Source organism: Motiliproteus sp. (assembly GCF_965230735.1).
GTDB lineage: Bacteria > Pseudomonadota > Gammaproteobacteria > Pseudomonadales > Balneatricaceae > Motiliproteus.
This window is the reverse complement of the sequence record NZ_OZ246016.1, coordinates 3,344,262-3,362,734: the sequence shown is the minus strand read 5'-3', so window position 1 is coordinate 3,362,734 and position 18,473 is coordinate 3,344,262. Positions and strand designations below refer to the sequence as shown.

The 18,473-nt window shown below is 45.9% G+C and carries 13 protein-coding genes; 12 read left to right on the top strand and 1 reads right to left on the bottom strand.

Translation table 11 applies throughout. The features are described 5' to 3' along the window. Nucleotides 1–11 precede the first annotated feature (11 nt). The 4 genes from ACO05M_RS15455 to ACO05M_RS15440 are packed head-to-tail and all read left to right on the top strand — an operon-like array spanning nt 12 to nt 5,635. Nucleotides 12–1,361: a UDP-glucose dehydrogenase family protein gene (locus ACO05M_RS15455; protein ID WP_421864808.1), complete on the top strand. Its 1,350-nt coding sequence runs from the start codon at nt 12–14 to the stop codon at nt 1,359–1,361. Continuing rightward, nucleotides 1,358–3,301, top strand: coding sequence for a polysaccharide biosynthesis protein (locus tag ACO05M_RS15450; protein ID WP_421864804.1), 1,944 nt, complete (start codon nt 1,358–1,360; stop codon nt 3,299–3,301). The genes ACO05M_RS15455 and ACO05M_RS15450 overlap by 4 nt, the downstream gene beginning before the upstream one ends. A gap of 9 nt (nt 3,302–3,310) precedes the next feature. Continuing rightward, on the top strand, nt 3,311–4,585 hold the full coding sequence (gene tviB / locus ACO05M_RS15445) for a Vi polysaccharide biosynthesis UDP-N-acetylglucosamine C-6 dehydrogenase TviB (RefSeq protein WP_421864802.1): 1,275 nt from the start codon (nt 3,311–3,313) through the stop codon (nt 4,583–4,585). A gap of 42 nt (nt 4,586–4,627) precedes the next feature. Then, nucleotides 4,628–5,635 (top strand): NAD-dependent epimerase, encoded by a 1,008-nt coding sequence (locus ACO05M_RS15440; protein ID WP_421864799.1) that lies wholly within the window; start codon nt 4,628–4,630, stop codon nt 5,633–5,635. Between the two features lie 1,136 nt (nt 5,636–6,771). Here the strand turns inward: ACO05M_RS15440 and ACO05M_RS15435 are convergent. Further along, a protein-coding gene (locus ACO05M_RS15435) for an IS3 family transposase (protein WP_421864797.1) occupies nt 6,772–7,898 on the bottom strand; the annotation gives its coding sequence in 2 pieces (ribosomal slippage) (nt 6,772–7,649 and nt 7,649–7,898; 1,128 coding nt in all). A 154-nt stretch (nt 7,899–8,052) separates the two neighbouring features. Here ACO05M_RS15435 and ACO05M_RS15430 point away from each other — a divergent pair. The 8 genes from ACO05M_RS15430 to ACO05M_RS15395 all read left to right on the top strand — a co-directional run bounded on the left by ACO05M_RS15430 (nt 8,053) and on the right by ACO05M_RS15395 (nt 18,470). Beyond that, the gene (locus tag ACO05M_RS15430; RefSeq protein WP_421864794.1) at nt 8,053–8,652 is read left to right on the top strand and encodes a class I SAM-dependent methyltransferase; all 600 of its coding nucleotides are present in this window, start codon (nt 8,053–8,055) and stop codon (nt 8,650–8,652) included. Between the two features lie 56 nt (nt 8,653–8,708). Then, nucleotides 8,709–9,962 (top strand): lipopolysaccharide biosynthesis protein, encoded by a 1,254-nt coding sequence (locus tag ACO05M_RS15425; protein WP_421870755.1) that lies wholly within the window; start codon nt 8,709–8,711, stop codon nt 9,960–9,962. Further along, nucleotides 9,955–10,803 (top strand): class I SAM-dependent methyltransferase, encoded by an 849-nt coding sequence (locus tag ACO05M_RS15420; protein ID WP_421864791.1) that lies wholly within the window; start codon nt 9,955–9,957, stop codon nt 10,801–10,803. The genes ACO05M_RS15425 and ACO05M_RS15420 overlap by 8 nt, the downstream gene beginning before the upstream one ends. 175 nt (nt 10,804–10,978) lie before the next feature. Next, nucleotides 10,979–12,235, top strand: a complete 1,257-nt coding sequence (locus ACO05M_RS15415) for a glycosyltransferase (protein WP_421864788.1) — start codon at nt 10,979–10,981, stop codon at nt 12,233–12,235. 55 nt (nt 12,236–12,290) lie between these two features. Continuing rightward, a complete protein-coding gene (locus tag ACO05M_RS15410) occupies nt 12,291–13,424 on the top strand; it encodes a glycosyltransferase (RefSeq protein ID WP_421864786.1) in 1,134 nt (377 codons plus the stop codon). Nucleotides 13,425–13,463: 39 nt separating this feature from the next. Continuing rightward, entirely contained in the window at nt 13,464–14,498 is a 1,035-nt protein-coding gene (locus tag ACO05M_RS15405) for a glycosyltransferase family 9 protein (RefSeq protein ID WP_421864784.1), read from the top strand. An 88-nt stretch (nt 14,499–14,586) separates the two neighbouring features. Next, nucleotides 14,587–16,704: a bi-domain-containing oxidoreductase gene (locus tag ACO05M_RS15400; RefSeq protein ID WP_421864781.1), complete on the top strand. Its 2,118-nt coding sequence runs from the start codon at nt 14,587–14,589 to the stop codon at nt 16,702–16,704. A 296-nt stretch (nt 16,705–17,000) separates the two neighbouring features. Further along, nucleotides 17,001–18,470, top strand: coding sequence for a heparinase II/III family protein (locus ACO05M_RS15395; RefSeq protein WP_421864779.1), 1,470 nt, complete (start codon nt 17,001–17,003; stop codon nt 18,468–18,470). Nucleotides 18,471–18,473: the final 3 nt, after the last annotated feature.

Below are 18,473 nucleotides of genomic sequence, written 5' to 3'. Positions count from 1 at the left end.
GGAAATAGTTTGTGAATGTAACGATCTTTGGTACCGGCTATGTTGGGTTGGTAACCGGTACTTGTCTGGCCGATTCTGGTCATCGGGTCTGCTGTGTCGATATTGATCAGGACAAGATTGACCGGCTCAACAGCGGCGAAATTCCGATCTATGAACCGGGCTTGTCGTCGCTGGTAAGCAAGAATGTTGAAGCCGGACGCTTGCACTTTACTACCGATGCCGCTGAAGCCGTGGCCTATGCCGAAGTGATCTTTATTGCGGTGGGAACACCGCCGGATCAGGATGGATCCGCTGACCTCAGTTATGTTCTGGCGGTCGCTAGCCGAGTCGGTGAGCTGATGGAACAGCCCAAAATTGTACTGAACAAGTCGACCGTGCCGGTAGGGACGGCGGATCTGGTGCAGGACGCTATTGGCGCAGCGCTGCAGTTGCGTGGGTTGTCGCTGGACTTCGAGGTTGCTTCCAATCCGGAATTTCTGAAAGAGGGCAATGCGGTTGCCGACTTTATGAAACCGGATCGGATCATTGTTGGTACCGAGTCGGACTGGGTCCGCAAGCAGATGACCGAGCTCTATGCTCCCTTTAATCGGATGCGCGACAAGCTGGTCTTTATGGATCCCCGTTCGGCAGAGATGACCAAGTATGCCGCCAATGCGATGCTGGCAACCAAAATCAGCTTTATGAACGAGATGGCCAATCTGGCTGAGCACCTGGGGGCTGATATTGAGTTGGTTCGCCAGGGGATCGGATCGGACCCCAGAATTGGTTACCACTTCATCTATCCGGGTTGTGGTTACGGTGGCTCCTGCTTCCCGAAGGATGTCCAGGCGATCGAACGGATGGCGCAGAAAGTTGGTTATGAGGCGCAGTTGATCGGCGCTGTTGAGGCGGTGAATCAGCGCCAGAAATCGAAACTGTATCAGCGGGTTTGCAGCCATTTTGATGGCGATCTAAAGGGGCGCACCTTCGCTTTGTGGGGACTGGCGTTCAAGCCCAATACCGATGATATGCGCGAAGCTCCCAGCCGGGTGCTGATGGAACAGTTGTGGCAGGCTGGCGCACGGGTCAGAGCCTATGACCCTGAAGCGATGGCAGAAACCCGCCGAATCTACGGCGATCGTGAAGAGTTACTGCTTTGTGACTCTCAAGATGAGGCCCTTGACGGGGCAGATGGACTGATTATCTGTACCGAATGGTCGAGCTTCAGAACGCCGGATTTCGATAGCTTTCACCAGCGCTTAAAAGAGATGGTCATCTTTGACGGTCGAAATCTGTTTGATCCCCAGCAGATGGGGGATCAAGGGTTTATCTATTACGGTATGGGGCGAGGTCGCAGCTTGGACGGATTCAAACGCGGATGATATCGACGCTGCTTTCCTTGCACCGCTACCAGAAAGCGGTGGTGATAGCGCTGATGGATACCGTTCTGGTCATTCTGGCGCTTTGGATAGCATTTTCGCTGCGGCTCGGTGAGTTCTACTTGCCGAGCGGAAATCAGTGGTGGTTGTTTGTCTGTGCTCCACTGGTCGCCGTACCAATTTTTATCCGCCTCGGGCTGTATCGGGCGGTAATTCGATATATCGGCCATCGGGCCATGTCGACCATCGCTTATGCCAATGCATTGGTGGCAATTGCCTGGTCGATGTTGCCCTTTTATCTGTCCAATTTTTTTCACTGGGAGCTGTTTTCACCCCGGTCGTTACCGTTTATTTTTTGGATGGTGCTCTGCATTCTGGTGGGTGGTAGTCGGCAGGTCTTTCGCTGGTTTATCGCCGGTACCTTTCGGCGTAAAGGCGATCATTATGCGTTGATCTACGGAGCCGGTGAGGCAGGCTATCAGCTGGCCAGCTCGTTGTCCCAAAGCTCCGATCTCAGAGTGTTGGGGTTTATCGATGACAATGCGGCGCTGAAAGGCCAGCAGATTGCCGATCTTCCGGTTCTCGGTGGCGCTGATGTGATCAAAACGCTGTCCAGAGATTATGAATCGCTGGAGGTGCTGCTGGCGATGCCGGCGCTGACAGCACCTGATCGACGTCGAATCCTGCAAGGGTTGCTGCAGGTGGATGTCATCGTGCGCTCTATTCCGTCGTTGGATCAAATCGTGCTTGGCAAAGCGGATCTGACCTCGTTGAACGAAGTGCAGCTCGAAGATCTGCTCGGCAGGGCTCCGGTTCAGCCAGATCCTGTATTGTTGGAACAGTCGGTCAAGGGGCGAGTGGTGCTGGTCTCCGGTGCCGGGGGGTCGATTGGCTCCGAGCTTTGCCGTCAATTGCTATTACAACTGCCGTCGCGGTTGTTGCTGCTGGAACAAAATGAGTTTGGTCTTTATCAGATAGAAGCAGAGCTACAACAGCTCAAGAATCACTACGGCTTGAGTGTTGAGCTCGTTCCTGTGCTGGGCTCGGTAACAGATTCTGCGCGGGTACGGCGAATACTTCGGGAGTTTAGCGTGGAAGTGGTGTTTCACGCGGCTGCTTACAAGCATGTTCCTATCGTGGAACAAAATGTGGTTCCTGGGATTCGTAATAATGTGCTGGGGACTTGGGAGCTGGCTCGAGAGGCGATGGATGCCGGCGTTGAGCGGTTTGTGTTGGTCTCCACCGATAAGGCCGTTCGTCCGACCAATATGATGGGAGCCAGTAAACGACTGGCGGAAATGGTACTGCAGGGCTTGCAGCAGCATTCGTCGAACAAGGCCACACGCTTTGTGATGGTCCGATTCGGCAACGTATTGGGTTCTTCGGGATCGGTGATTCCGCTGTTTCGGAAGCAGATCGAGCAGGGTGGGCCGATAACAGTTACCGATCGACGAATAACCCGCTATTTTATGACGATCCCGGAAGCTGCTTCGTTGGTGATCCAGGCCGGAGCGATGGGACAGGGCGGGGAGCTTTTTGTTCTCGATATGGGGGAACCGGTGAAGATTAATGACTTGGCTCGCAGAATGATCCGCTTGAGCGGTTATCGAGTCCAAGCTGAGGGCGAGCTGGGGATCGAAATTCGTTACACTGGACTTCGGCCCGGTGAAAAGTTGTTTGAAGAGTTGCTGATCGGTGATGATGTCAGTATCAGTAGCCATGAGCGTATATGGGTGGCAAACGAAGCAGGGCCGGGAGCGACAGAGCTGGACCTGCTGGTAAAGCGGGTGCAGGAGCTGGTAGCACAGCAGAATGTGCTGGGATTGCGCCAGTTGATGCTGGAGCAGGTTAATGGGTTCAAGCCTCAATGCGAGAATCAGGACTTGCTGGATCATGTGCATGAGTTGCCAGCGAAAAGAATTGGATTGGAAAAGAGGTTGTAAAGCAGGGTTATGGAACAAAATCAGCAACGGATAGCCGTTATTGGACTGGGGTATGTCGGACTTCCGCTGGCTGTTGCCTTCGGGCGGCAATACCCGACCCTGGGTTTTGATATCAACCCACAACGGGTCAGCGCGCTGCAGCAAGGGCGTGACGATACCCTTGAGGTAAGCCAGGAAGAGCTGGCGACGGTCGCGCAACTGGAATTCAGCTGTGAGCTGGAGAGGCTACGCGGTTGTAACCACTATATCATCACGGTCCCCACCCCGATTGATATTCATAAGCAACCCGACTTGACACCGCTTCGGAAAGCTTCGGAAACCGTGGGTGCCGTGCTGAATGCTGGCGACACGGTGATCTACGAATCGACAGTTTATCCCGGCGCTACCGAAGAGGTCTGTGTTCCGATTCTGGAACAGGTTTCCGGCCTTACCTTTAACGTAGATTTCACGGTGGGCTACAGCCCGGAGCGAATCAACCCGGGTGATAAGACCCATCGGCTGGAGACTATCCTGAAGGTTACGTCGGGGTCGACGGAGCAGGCTGCCGAGCGAATCGATGCGCTCTATGGTTCCATTATCACTGCTGGAACTCACCGTGCCAGTTCCATCAAGGTTGCAGAGGCGGCCAAGGTTATCGAGAACACCCAGCGTGACCTGAATATCGCACTGGTGAACGAGTTGGCGATTATTTTTAACCGCTTGGGTATCGATACCGGTGAGGTTCTTGCGGCTGCAGGAACCAAGTGGAACTTTCTGCCCTTTAAGCCGGGACTGGTCGGCGGACACTGCATCAGTATTGACCCCTACTATCTGACCCACAAAGCTCAGGCGATCGGGTACCATCCTGAGATTATTCTGGCAGGTCGTCGCCTAAATGATGGTATGGGGGCCCATGTGGTGTCCCAAGTGGTCAAGATGATGACCCAGAAGAAGATACAGGTGGTCGACAGTCGCGTATTGATTCTGGGGCTGACCTTCAAGGAAAACTGCCCTGATCTTCGAAATACCCGGGTCGTGGACATGATTGAGGAACTGGGAGAGTACCACGCCAGTGTTGACGTTTATGATCCCTGGGCTGACCCCGAAGAGGCTCAGCACGAGTATGGTATTGAGCTGGTTTCGGAGCTGGAACAAGGCGGTTACGATGCGGTCATCCTCGCGGTTGCCCACCATGAGTTTCAGGAATTAGGTGTTGAGGCTATTAAAGCATTGGGTAAACAGAATTCCGTGCTCTATGACATCAAGCATCTGTTGCCAGTGACAGCTGTAGACGCACGACTTTAATCATCTTTGCAGCAATTAAACAGCAGCGAAAAGGAAAGCCAAATGAAAGTACTAGTCACCGGAGCTGCAGGCTTTATCGGTTCCCATGTAAGTCGCGTTCTACTGGATCGTGGTGATCAAGTCGTCGGTCTGGATAATCTCAACGATTATTACGATGTCAGCCTGAAGCAGGCTCGCCTGGATAGGCTGCTGGGGGATGAGGCTTTCACATTTGTCAAAATGGATGTTGCTGACCAAAACGGTATGGAAAGACTGTTCGCTGACGAACAGTTTGATCGTGTCGTTCACCTGGCCGCACAGGCCGGGGTGCGTTACAGCCTTGAAAATCCGCGTTCCTACATCGATAGCAATATCGTCGGTTTTCTGAATATCCTAGAGGGCTGTCGTCACCACCAGGTGGAGAATCTGGTCTACGCCTCTTCAAGCTCAGTCTATGGGGCCAATGAATCGATGCCCTTTTCCGAGCATGACAATATTGACCATCCATTATCACTCTACGCAGCATCAAAAAAATCCAATGAATTGATGGCTCACACCTATAGTCATCTATTCGGCCTGCCGACTACCGGACTACGCTTCTTTACCGTTTACGGACCCTGGGGACGCCCGGACATGGCGCTTTTCCTGTTCACCAAGGCCATACTGGCGGGTGAACCGATTAACGTCTTCAACTACGGCAAGCACCGTCGTGATTTTACATATGTTGATGATATTGTTGAGGGAATAGTTCGTACCTTGGATCGAATCGCCGAACCCGATCCCAATTGGACGGGAATGAAGCCTGATCCGGCGACCAGTAAAGCTCCCTGGCGAGTATTCAATATCGGCAACCAGAACCCGGTTGAGCTATTGGATTATATCGGCGCTATTGAAAAGGCCCTCGGTAAGAAAGCTGAGATGAATTTACTGCCATTGCAGCCTGGTGATGTCCCCGATACTTATGCCGATGTACAGTCGTTGGTTGATTGGGTTGAATATAAACCCGCTACTAGTGTGGAAGCTGGGGTGGCGCGATTTATCGATTGGTACCGGGAGTTTTATAGGGTTTAAGGGTTGCTCAGAAGTTTCCGCGCATGGGGAAGTACGCGTTTTGATGCCCGGAAATGGTATAGATCAGCCACTCTTTTTCTGATTGAGTCTAGCAAGCGTTGCATATTCACAAAGTAGGGCTTTTGGCGTGTATTGATTTTTTTCCATGAACAGGCTTGATCTCTGTGATTTGAAGTTACCGCCTGGAGAATAATTGTTACACAGCTAGCTAGCTATTTATATCAATTCATGCAGTGTGTATATGCACTGCGATATGGGGCTCTAGGCAGTAGAACTGCATAAGATTTATGTCATCAGCTGGAGGCAAAGTCTTGCAAGCAAGCTCTAAGAGGATGTGTCTGCATATCTAATTGAAGAAATCGGGTTTGCAGATGAAGTTAAATGCGTTAATGGGCGCTGTATTATCTAAGTTAACCGGTCGACTAAGAAACAAGTCGGGTATTCTTCAAACTGTGAATTTTTAAGCATGGCTTAAGGTTGGAGCGCCGGCTAGGGATGAAGGCGCGTATTGGCGTAAACATAAAAAGTTATGGTCCGTAGCTTTACGATCTTTGAGGACAGGAATTGAAATATTAATCAGATGCATTGTCTGCTTCATTTTGAAGAAAGCTATGCATTTGTGGATTCTGGCAACCGAAGAATAGTGAAATGAGCAGTCTTTAAGCAGATGGTTCATGGGTGTGTATTGTTCAGGCCCTTGAAAAGGTCTGTATCCTGAAAATATTTCCTTATCGATGAAAAAGTTGGCATGAAGGCCAGAAGACTAGTTAGTGGTGAGCGATTTATCCGGAGTATCTAATATTAGTTAGGCCTTGCTAAGGGATGCATTTCGGCTTGTTAAAGAGCGTGAGTAAGTCGAAGATGTTAGTTTTATTAGTGAATATTGGTTGTCTGAGATAGTAGTTGAGGGCTAGGAATAATTCATTAGATAGCTAGAAAACTGACGTACTTTCAGGAATAAATAATCGTAAATAGATTTATTGGGTTTAAAATGGGGCGTTGAACATAAAATGATTTATAGAAAAGGTCCTGCTTGAAATTTAAATTTGTCGATATAAATTATGATAGTTCATGAGAGCCGGCCCCATTCCTTTGAACAACTAATCCCGATTCTATAAGTGGATCTCTACCTGGGATTAAGCCACCAAGGATAGCGGTGGGTGATTAAAGTAAACCTCATCCGGTGTTTTCCGGTCAAGGTTCGAGTGCGGACGCCGGCTGTTGTAAAATCGGAAGTACCGATCCAACCCGGCTCTTGCTGCTGAGACCGTGTCGTAGGCATGCAGATAAACTTCTTCGTATTTCACGGAGCGCCAGAGCCTTTCAACAAACACGTTGTCGCGCCAGCAACCTTTTCCATCCATGCTGATACGGATATTGTTCTCTTTCAACATTTCGGTGAACGCCAAGCTGGTGAACTGGCTGCCCTGATCGGTATTCATGATTTCTGGTGCGCCATGCTTTTCCAGAGCCTCTTCAACAGCGTCAAGGCAGAAGTGAACATCCATGGTGGTAGAGAGCTTCCAGCTTAAAACTCGACGAGAATGCCAGTCAATCACTGCCGCCAAGTACACAAAGCCACGGGCCATGGGTATGTAGGTAATATCCATGGCCCAGACCTGATTGGCTCGTGTGATTGCTATATTCCTAAGCAGATAGGGGTAAACTTTGTGTCCTGGATGGCGCTGTGTCGTCTTGGGTTTTCGATACAACGCCTCGATACCCATCAGCTTCATCAGGCTGGCAACTCGTTTACGACCAACTGGATATCCCTCACGGCGTAACAGATCGCGTAGCATGCGACTGCCTGCAAAAGGCAGTTCCAGATGTAACCGGTCAATGCGATTCATTAAACCCTGTGTTTCAGAACTGAGGGGCTTGGGTTTGTAGTAGACGCTACCGCGACTGATCGACAACAACTTGGCCTGCTGAGTGATAGGCAGCTTGTGTGTGCGGTCGATCATCGTTTTTCGCTCAGCAATCCCGCCTTGGTGAGCGCGCCTTCTAAAAAATCGTTCTCCAGTGTGAGCTGTCCGATTTTGGCGTGCAAGGTTTTGACATCAACCGGAGGCTCTTTGGATTCGTTGCCGCCAAAGGCTTCAGCAGAGTGCTCAAGCAGCTGCGTCTTCCACTGAGAGATCTGGTTTGGGTGAACATCGAACCGCTGTGCAAGCTCGGCAACTGTTTGTTCGCCTTTGAGGGCGGCAATAGCCACTTTGGCTTTAAATTCGGGTGAGTGGTTACGACGAGGACGTCTTGCCATGGTAAATCTCCTGTTAACGGGCACCACCGTGCCCTAAATCAGGCGGAGATTCCACTTATAGCGCTGTTCAGATTTTTGGGGCCGGCTCTATGTTAGGGTATAATAAATTTATATTAGCTATTGGTCATGAGAAATCTGATGGATCTTCTTGATAATGAATAGATATAGTTATGCTTCAAAATTAGTTAATCAGCACTTTGCAGCTGGCTCGACTATTATAGATGTAGGTTGCCGAGATGCTGTTATGAAAAGCTATTTTTCATCTAATAGTTACTTTGGAATTGATGTAGACCCAGCATCATGTGCTGATCAGCTAGTTGATATATCTTGTGAAACCCCCTTTGCTGATGAGCAGTTTGATGTTTTGCTGGCGCTTGATGTAGCAGAGCATACTGATGATATATATGCAGCTGTGTTGGAAATGCTGCGGATAAGTAAAGGGGCTGTTATCGCACTGCCCAATCTTTATAGTGCTGTTATGCGATATCGATTTGTTATGGGAAGACCTTTGTCTAACAAGTATAGACTTACCAAGGATAACTCTAAAAGTGGCGGGGCTAGGCATCGTTGGCTGTTTAATCTTGTGGAGGCAGAGTGTTTTATGAAAGCCTTGGCGGATGAAAAGGAGTATAACTTAAATATTTCTTATTATTATCCATCTGAAAGTTATCTAGAAAGAATTATAGCTAAGCTTCTACCAAATAGTTGGTCATCAGAAACTATATTTTTTGTGTTTACGAAGAATAGAGAATAAGGACTGTGACAGGAATTGATATTGAAGTCTTATAGAAAGAGTTCTTTGTATTGACTATGAGGATAGTATTTGATAAATCTCAAAAAATTTTTAGAGGTTTTTTGACAGGTAGTTCAATTACGATAACTGAGAAAGGTAAATCAGTAGCACTCGTACCTATATTAATTTCTTTAATAGGAATTGAATCCTATGGCTCATATGTGTTGCTTCTCTTGGTTAGTTCATATCTTTCAATGTTTATTAACTGTGGAATGAATGTTTGTTTAGTTAGGCACTTTAGTAGCTCGGAAGATCGAGTTCGAGAACTAACAATAGCACTTGTTATCATATTGTCATCATCGCTACTAATTCTTTCTGTCTGGTCATTATTTAGTTCAGTTTTCTCTCCTTTATTAAATATAAAACAAGGCTTTTATTTTTATGTTATTGTAATAGCAATATTTGAAAGTATCAGGTTAATTGTTGTAGCTCAGTTTAGATGTTTGAAGGAATACTCAAAAATATTTTTATATGTAATATCATTCGAGGTTTTAGAGTTTTTTATATTATTAATTGTCTTTATTATTGGAATAGATGTTAGCTTGGTTTTTGTTATTGATTTATACTTGCTTGTTAGATGTGTTTCATTAACTTTAGCATTGTTAATTGTTCGCCCTTCATTAAAAAGTGTCTCTTTGCCGCTAATTATATCAAGACTAAAGCTTGGTCTCACTCTTATACCTAAAGACATTGCACTTTGGTTCGCGCATAACGCAGATAGATTTATAATAAGTGCTGTACTAGGGAATGCGGCACTGGGTATTTATTCTGCTATTTACAAGTTGGCCTCGGTTATTAAGCTGGTCTCTCAGCCTGTTTCTTTTATTAGTTTTCCCCTGCTTAGTGATCATTGGGATAAAGAATCCATGAATGATTTCAAGCATGTATACTATGTGTCTATTTCTATTTATCTTTTATTATCACTTGCTGTTTTCCTTACTTATATGATTTTTTCATATGATCTTCTGAATTTTGTTGATGAAGACTTGGTTGAATATGGGAGTATTTTAATTTGGTTGTCATTAGGTCTAATACTACACACTGTTCAGGCAATATCAGGTTACTATATTTTTATACTTTCTAATAAAGTCGCTACTTATACTAAAATTATAGTGTTGGTGAGTTTTTTAGGTGTGTTTTTACAGTATGTTATGATAACTGAGTATGGATTACAGGGAGCTGCTGTATCAAGTTTTATCATATATTTCTGCTTGTTCTTAGTTGTTTGTTATTCTTCGAAAAAAAATTTTAATCGAGGTTCTTATGGCTAAAAAATCATCATTTAACAACTACGTTTCAGACTATTTTGATCGTAATAGTTCAGGTCGTGCAGATTTAGTTGCTGGTGATTCTTTTAACTCACTCGGATTTAAGCAAAAAAAAACTGATGTATTAGAATTAGTCGAACACCATGCTTTGAGATTAAAGAGTGATACGGATAGCCTAAAAATTTGTGATGTTGGTTGTAATGATGGTGCATTTATTGAGTATTTACTTGGTATTCAAGCAGAGATAGATTTGTATGGAGTAGATGTTAGTCGTAAAGCTTTAGCGAAGGCAAAGGCCAATAGTAATCTGGATAAAGTGAGTTTTGATTTAGTTGATGGTGAAAGTGGCGACCTACCTTTCGCTGATGAAACCTTTGATATAATAACTTCGATTGAGGTTATTGAGCATGTTGAAGATAAAGATAAAATGTTGTCTGAAATCTATCGTATTCTAAAGCCTGGTGGTGTTGTTGTATTAACTACGCCTAATAAAGAGTCGGTAGCACTAAATCTTCAGGTTTTTCTTGTTGGGTTTATTAGATACTGTTTTGGAAAGAAAGGTCATAAAGATATATTTATTGATGAAAAGGGCTTTGAAGAATTATATAAGAAGGTAGGGTTTTTATGTGAGAAGAAAGATATTCTTTATTGGATAAGGCCCTATCTCACAATCTCATACTCAACTTATACGTTGGGTCTATTACTTCCATTTATGTTACCGGTCCCATCTATATTTCTATTATACTATCAGCGGATGCTTAATAAGTATTTTGGTAGATTTTTCAAAACTCGGCTGATAACCAGGTTTTTTTGCTGGTCTATCTTTGTTGTTCTAAGGAAATAATTTAATCAGCTTAAGTTAAATGCTCTTTGTTTATATATTGTTACAAGTATAAAGCTTCTGAAGATTGTTAGATCTAATAATGGATATTATTATTTTAACAATCTAGTGTAAATTATTATATATGGAAGGCACGGTTGTTTAATTCTGTCAAAGTTTATAGAATTTTAGGAGTTTTATGAAACTGTCTATTGTGTCTCAGAAAAAGTTTTGCTTTTACGATGGGCGTTATTGGACATATGGAGGGTTTGGGGAGTATGTAAATAGTTTTACTCCATACTTTGATGAAATTAACCTCTGTGTTCCTGTTACAGATAAAGAGCTTCCAGGCATGTATCCAATGGAACATCCGAAGCTGACATTTACTCATCTTCCATCCTACGATAATGAATTGCAGCTATTATGTAAATGGCCGCTTGTTTTTTTTAAAATGAGGCGGGCAATTTCAGACAGTGATGTTGTCAATCCACGTATACCAGATATGACCGGCGTTTCGGGTTGTTTTTGGTCTTATTTTTATAAGAAACCGCATTTTGTTTCTATGCAGTCAGATTGGCTTGCTTTTTTAAAAGCACCGGGAAATACAAAAACTAAGGGTGTTATAAAGAAAGGGCTTTACGGTTGGATTAAGCTCTATCTTTGGTTTGAAAGTTATATTACAAAATATTCACTTTGCTTTCCTCAAGGGAGAGAGCTTTATAACCGTTATTCAGATCGACCTGCTGTCTATGAATGGGCTAGTTCGTCAATACATGCAGATGACGTTGTATCTTTTAAAGAATTCCCGTTGAATAAAGAGGATGCCCCCCTATACCTACTTCATGTTGGAAGGATAACTCGTGCAAAGGGGCATTGCTTTTTAATTAAAGCCTTGTACGAACTAAACTTCTTAATTTCTCCTAGAAAAGTTTTCTTAACATGTATTGGAAAGCAAGATCCAGCTCTTCTTGGTGAACTGAAAGATTTAGCAGAGTCGTTAAAGGTTAATGATCAAATTAACTGGATTGATACAGTCGAGCATGGTCATGAGTTGTGGAGTTATTTTGACCGGTCTGATGTATTCGTCTTTTCATCTATTTGGGAAGGGACCCCTAAAGTGCTAGTTGAGGCAATGGCTAGAGGCCTACCCATCGTATCTAGCGATGTAGGGGGAATTAAAAGCCTTATTCAGCATGAAAAAACTGGCCTTTTGGTGCCTCCACAGAAGCCGAGAATACTAGCAGCTGCTATCAGCCGTATGATTGAAGATAATTGTCTACGGACGAGTTGTATTAAGTCAGGGTTGGCCTTTGCAAAGATGCATACGGTGGAAACTCAAACTCATTTCATGCTACAAAAATTTCTAGAAAAAAATCGAGTTAATATGGCTCGGGCTAGTACCGAAAAACTTGAATTATTGCTTAAAGAATATAGCAACTATAATCTTAAGTGTTAATTTCAAATTATATACCGGCATTTAATAGCTGAGGTTATAAGGTGTTGTTAAAATCATGATCCAAAGTAAAAGATCCAATGTCAATGTCTTGCAGTTGGTATCTATAGCGGTTTCTAGCAATGGTTCTTCTAGAGGGGTGGGAGGCCCTGAAGTCAGGGTTCTCGAATCCTTGCCGTTTTGGGATCAAGATAAGGTTAATGTATTTGTAGCGTATTCTAGTGACGGAAGCTTGGCATCAGAGATGAGAAAGTATCCTAGGTGGATCGATTTCTCAGTATCGGACAAAAAACGTATCTCTACACTCATTGAATTAGTTAATATTATTAAGAAATACAATATCAACGTTATTCATACTCAGGGGCCTGTTTATACAGACTTTATTGCAACTATCGCAGCAAAGTTTTGCGGTATAAAAAATGTTGTAACACGTGCGGTTCAAATTAGTGACTTTACCTGTGGTCAATTCAAAAAAAATCTATATCTCTTTATGGATTATCTCACAAAGAATTTTTGTGATTCGATGATTGCGATAAGTAAGTCAGGTGAAGAGTGTTTGTATATTGAAGGCTGCCCAAAAGATAAAGTCTCTCTTGTGTATAATGGGTCTAATGAAGAAAAATTTATTCCGGATACCTTATCTTCTGATCGGCCATTTACCATTGCTATGTTTGCTCAAATGATCCCGCATAAGCGCCATGATTTATTAATTGAGGCACTAGATTATTCTGTAAAGTTAGGTCGAGACTGGCGCTTAATGCTAGTGGGTGATGGTCCTCTTAGATCAGGCATCGAAAAACAAGCCGTAGACTTAGGCTGTTATGATAAAATTTCTTTTTTAGGCTTTCAGCGAAATACTCCCTTGCTCTATAAAAAGTGTGATGTTGTTGTTTTGGTGAGTGATAGAGAGGGATTACCTGTGACTCTTATAGAAGCAATGGCGAGTGGAAAACCATGCGTTGCATCAAACATTGCGGGCACATCTGAGTTGATAGAACATGATGTCAATGGGCTGTTACTTGATATAAACAATAAAGAATCTATTTATAATAGTTTGGCCAAGCTAGAAGATGCTGTTGAGCAGCGCCTGCTTATGGGTGAATATGGATATCAAAAGTTTTTGAGCACGTTTACGATTTCAAAAATGGTTAAAGGCTATCAAAAAGCTTATGTTGATTTAAGTAAAGTATAATTTTATAAATTTGTGAATTTTCCATAGTAATCATTAACGATGAAAAAACTTCACTTGGTTAACACGCATGGTATTGGTGACGTTGTAATGATGTTGCCTCTGTTATCTTGGCTGGTTCAGCACTGGGATGGACAGATTGCTTTGACACTAAAAAGTGAAGTAGAGGTAGCGGTAATTAAGGAGCTATTACCAGAGGCGAGTTTTGAATTTTTTACTTTGAAAGTTTGCAGTGTGCGAGAGCTGTTAACGTATGTAAAAAATGTTAGGAAAGCCAACTTTGACACATTGGTATCTTCCTATGGTGTTAACCCGTATAAGTTTTCCTTGTTGTCTCAATTGCTCAATTCTTCAACGGTTATTGGTTGGCCTTCAAAACTTTCTTTTTTGAACACCGTCACTAATTCGTATCAGCTGGAGCGCCATAAAGTATACAGGCATATGAGTTTGGCTCCTCTAATTGTGCCAGAGGCTGACCAGCTTACTAACCCGCCCTGTTATCCACCTTATTCAGAAATTTTAGACTACGATAAAGGTAATGGCATTAAATTTGAACTGACCGGTGAAAACTATGAAATTGTGTTTGCCCCAGGGTCTGGTGAGTTAGAAAGCCACAAACGTTGGCCAGCTATCCGATATGCAGAGCTGGCTAATAGACTATTGCATTACAACCCCAAGTTTAATATCTCTATCCTAGGCTCTGCCTCTGAAAGAAGCTTAGCGGAGCAAATAATTCAAAGAATCAAACAGAGTCATCGAGTAGCAAACTTCGTTGGTGCGAAGAGTATCGAAGATAGTATTCGATTTATAGCCAAATCAGATGTAGTCGTTGCTAATTGCAATGGCCTTTCTCATATTGCTTCGGCAGTACAGACTCCTGTTGTTGGGCTATATGGTCCTACCGATGTCATGTTGACAGGTGTTTTTAGTGATTACTCCTATCCAGTTACTTCGTCTATGGACTGTTCACCTTGCTATGGATCGGGGAGTCTCACTGGTTGTGGTCATCCAGTGTGTATGATCTCTATATCAGTTGATGAAGTATATGAGGCAGTTTTAAGAGCCCTTTCCTCTTAATGAGAAGCAGGTAACGAACCAAAAACCTATCAGAATACAGTTGTTGGTTTAGGTTTAATATTCATATGTTAATAGGATAAAGGTTGGTTTGAAGCAGGTACTGCAGAATCTTACTAGTGGTAAAACTCAGTTGGTTGAGCTTCCCGCTCCACAGCTTAAACAGGGTCGGTTATTAGTCGCCTCTACTATCTCTTTGATCTCGTCTGGCACCGAGCGAACGCTGGTAGAGTTTGGTAAGGCCAACCTGCTGGATAAGGCGCGCCAGCAGCCGGACAAGGTAAAAATGGTTCTGGATAAGGTCAGAACCGATGGGCTGTCCACCACCCTGGAGGCAGTACGTAGCAAGCTGGATCAGCCATTGCCCCTGGGTTACTGCAACGTGGGGCGGGTGGTTGATGTCGGCGCCGGGGTTAACGGATTCAAGCCTGGTGATCGGGTGGTCTCCAACGGGCCTCATGCCGATTTGGTTTCCGTTCAGAAGAATCTCTGCGCCCGTATCCCCGAGGGGGTCGAGGACGAAGTGGCGGCATTTACTGTGGTCGCCAGCATCGGCCTACAGGGGGTCCGCCTGGCACAACCCACCCTAGGGGAGGCTTTCGTGGTTACTGGGGTGGGTCTGATCGGCTTGCTCACGGTGCAGTTGTTGCGCGCTCAGGGGTGCCGTGTGCTGGCGATTGATATTGACGATGCGAAGCTGGCTCTGGCACACAAATTCGGCGCCGAATGCTGTAATCCAGGAGCCGGTGAAGATCCAGTTGCTGCTGGTATGGTGTTTAGTCGGGGCCGTGGTGTTGACGGGGTGATCATCACCGCTTCAACCAAGTCCTCTGACCCGGTCTCGCAGGGAGCGCAGATGTGTAGGACCCGAGGGCGTATCATCTTAGTTGGGGTTACCGGGTTGGAGTTGAACCGAGCTGAGTTCTACCACAAGGAGTTGAGCTTTCAGGTGTCCTGTTCATACGGGCCAGGGCGTTACGATCCAGCCTACGAGGAGCAGGGCCATGACTACCCTCTAGGGTTTGTGCGATGGACCGAGCAGCGTAACTTCGAGGCAGTGCTGGATATGATGGCTTCAGGTCAGTTGGATGTGAAGCCATTAATCACCCATCGCTTTGCCTTCGACGAGGCGCCAGCCGCCTACAGGGTCTTGACCGAAGATCGATCCGGGCTGGGCATTCTGCTCCAGTACTCTGATGCGGTGGACAGTGAAACTCGGCTGATATCGCTCCAGCCTACCAGGGTGATGGAGGCCTCCAAGCCGGTGGTGGGCTTTATCGGCGCCGGCAATTATGCGTCCCGTGTTCTGATTCCCGCCTTCCGACAGGCCGGGGCTCAGCTTCACACCATCACTACTGCCGGTGGAATCAGCGGTGTTGTGCATGGTGGAAAAACGGGGTTCGCCAACGCCTCTACTGACGTGGAGGGGATGCTCGCTGAACCGGCAATCAACACCGTTGTGGTGGCGACTCGGCACAATACCCATGCCCAATTCGTCTGCCAGTGTCTGGCGGCGGGTAAGCATGTGTTCGTAGAGAAACCCCTGGCTATCAACCGAGAGGAATTGGCGGAGGTGGAGCAGGCTTATCGGGATGCCGACGGGCCGCAACTGATGTTGGGCTTCAACCGCCGATTCGCCCCCCAGGTACAAAAGATGAAGGAGTTACTGCAGCCGCTCCGTGAACCTAAATCCTTTATCGTGACGGTAAATGCTGGAGAGATTCCCTCCAACCACTGGACACAGGATCCAGCGATTGGAGGCGGTCGGGTTATTGGCGAGGCCTGCCACTTTATCGATTTGATCCGTTACTTGGCTGGTAGTGAGATTGTTTCAGTGCAAGCGCAGCGGATGGGGGAGCAGGTAGGGCAGATCTCTGAGGATAAAGCTGCCATTATTCTCGCATTTGCTGATGGTTCGTTTGGTACGATTCATTACTTAGCCAATGGCGCGTCAAGCTTCCCTAAGGAGCGGGTGGAGGTGTTTACTGCCGGTCGTGTGTTGCAGCTCGATAACTTCCGTAAGCTTCGAGGATTTGGCTGGCCAGGATTCTCAAGAATGAATCTTTGGAGGCAGGACAAAGGGCAAAAAGCCTGTGCCCAAGCATTTCTTAATTCGATCGAACAAGGTGATATAGCGCCAATTCCAGCCGACGAAATTTTTGAGGTGGCCAAGGTCACGTTGGATGCTGCTGAGTTGATACGTTGCTAATAAGAGATCAATGCTTGATTCCTTTTGTTTCAGCATCTGCCAGCGATTAGATGCTTTGAGTGTCGTGCGTTGATGTTCTGCTGCAATAGTGGGAATTCTGGTGACCCCGTCAGATCCGGAGGATGTTTAGCTTGAGTCTATTTCGGTTGCTCCGAACCGTACGCTATTTACGCCCGGTACAGATATACGGCCGTATTTGGTTCAGGGTAAGTAATCCTCAAGTTGATCTGAAATCACAGCCGAACTTACGACAACCGACAAAAATGTGGGGCCAGGTTTACTGGCGTCTTCCATCGATGAAATCGGCATGTTTATTCCAATTTCTGAATGAACATCATGAGCTGAGAGGCTCAAATTGGGATAAGGCTGAGTGGTCAAAGTTGTGGCGTTACAATCTCCATTATTTTGATGATCTCAATGCGATTGGTGCTCCGGATAGAGAGACATGGCACCATTTGTTGCTAGAGCGCTGGGTTCATCAAAATCCGCCAGGAACAGGCACGGGTTGGGAGCCTTATCCGACCTCTTTGCGAATCGTTAACTGGATTAAGTGGAGTCTGGCGGGGCACCAGTTGACTGATGAACAGTTACAAAGCTTGGCGATACAGGTCCGTTGGCTAAGCAGGCGTCTGGAACGGCATATTCTAGGAAATCACCTTCTGGCAAATGCTAAAGCATTAGTCTTTGCCGGACTTTTCTTTGAAGGCCCTGAGGCTGATCGTTGGTTGAAGTGTGGCATAGAGATTCTGGCTGATGAGCTGTACGAACAGATTTTGCCCGATGGTGGACATTTCGAATTGAGCCCGATGTACCAAGCGATAGTGATTGAGGATTTGTTGGACCTTGTAAATCTTTCCTCAATTTTTGATAGAAACCCCTATCCGCTGCCGGTATCTGATTGGATCATGCCGCTGCAGAAAATGATCGACTGGTTAAGGGTGATGACCCATCCTGATGGAGGGCTCAGTTTTTTCAATGATAGCGCTCTGGGTATCTCTGCCGAGTTGAGGGTGCTCGAAGCTTATGCCAAGTTACTGAATATTGATATCAGGCCGTTAGAGCATAGCGCTTGTCATCGGCTGGCTGATAGTGGCTATCTGCGAGCAAATATTAAACCAGCCACTTTGCTGGTGGATATGGCCCATCTCGGTCCAGATTACCTGCCTGCCCATGGCCATGCCGATACGCTCAGTTTTGAGCTTTCTCTGTCTGAACAGCGTTTCCTGGTTAATTCCGGGATATCATGCTACGGCGTTGGTACCGAGCGTCAAAGGCAGCGCGGCACTGCCGCTCACAATACTCTGATTGTAGATCAGGCTGATTCATCAGAAGTCTGGGGGGGCTTCAGGGTTGGCCGCCGAGCTGCTCCAGAAGTACTACAGGTAGAAAGTTCTGTAGGGGCTCAGGGGGAAAGCATCGATCTTGGCGGTGCTCATAATGGTTATGAGTACCTGGTAGGAAAGCCAACCCATTATCGTCATTGGCAACTCACCAAATCCGGACTTAGGGTATCTGATTCGGTACAGGGGGGCTTTAAGCATGCTCAGGCTCGCTTCCACATTCACCCTGACTGGCTAGTAGAGCTGGATGGGCGTGGCGGCATGGCCAGATGTTCCGATGGCAAAGAGGTGAGGATCGAAGTTCTATCTGGTCAGCCTCGCCTTGAATATGATCAATATCACCCAGAGTTTGGTTTGTCGGTTACCAATCGTTGCTTAAGCATAGATGCGGAAGCTGGACGAGTCTCTGTAGAGTTCCGGTGGTAATCT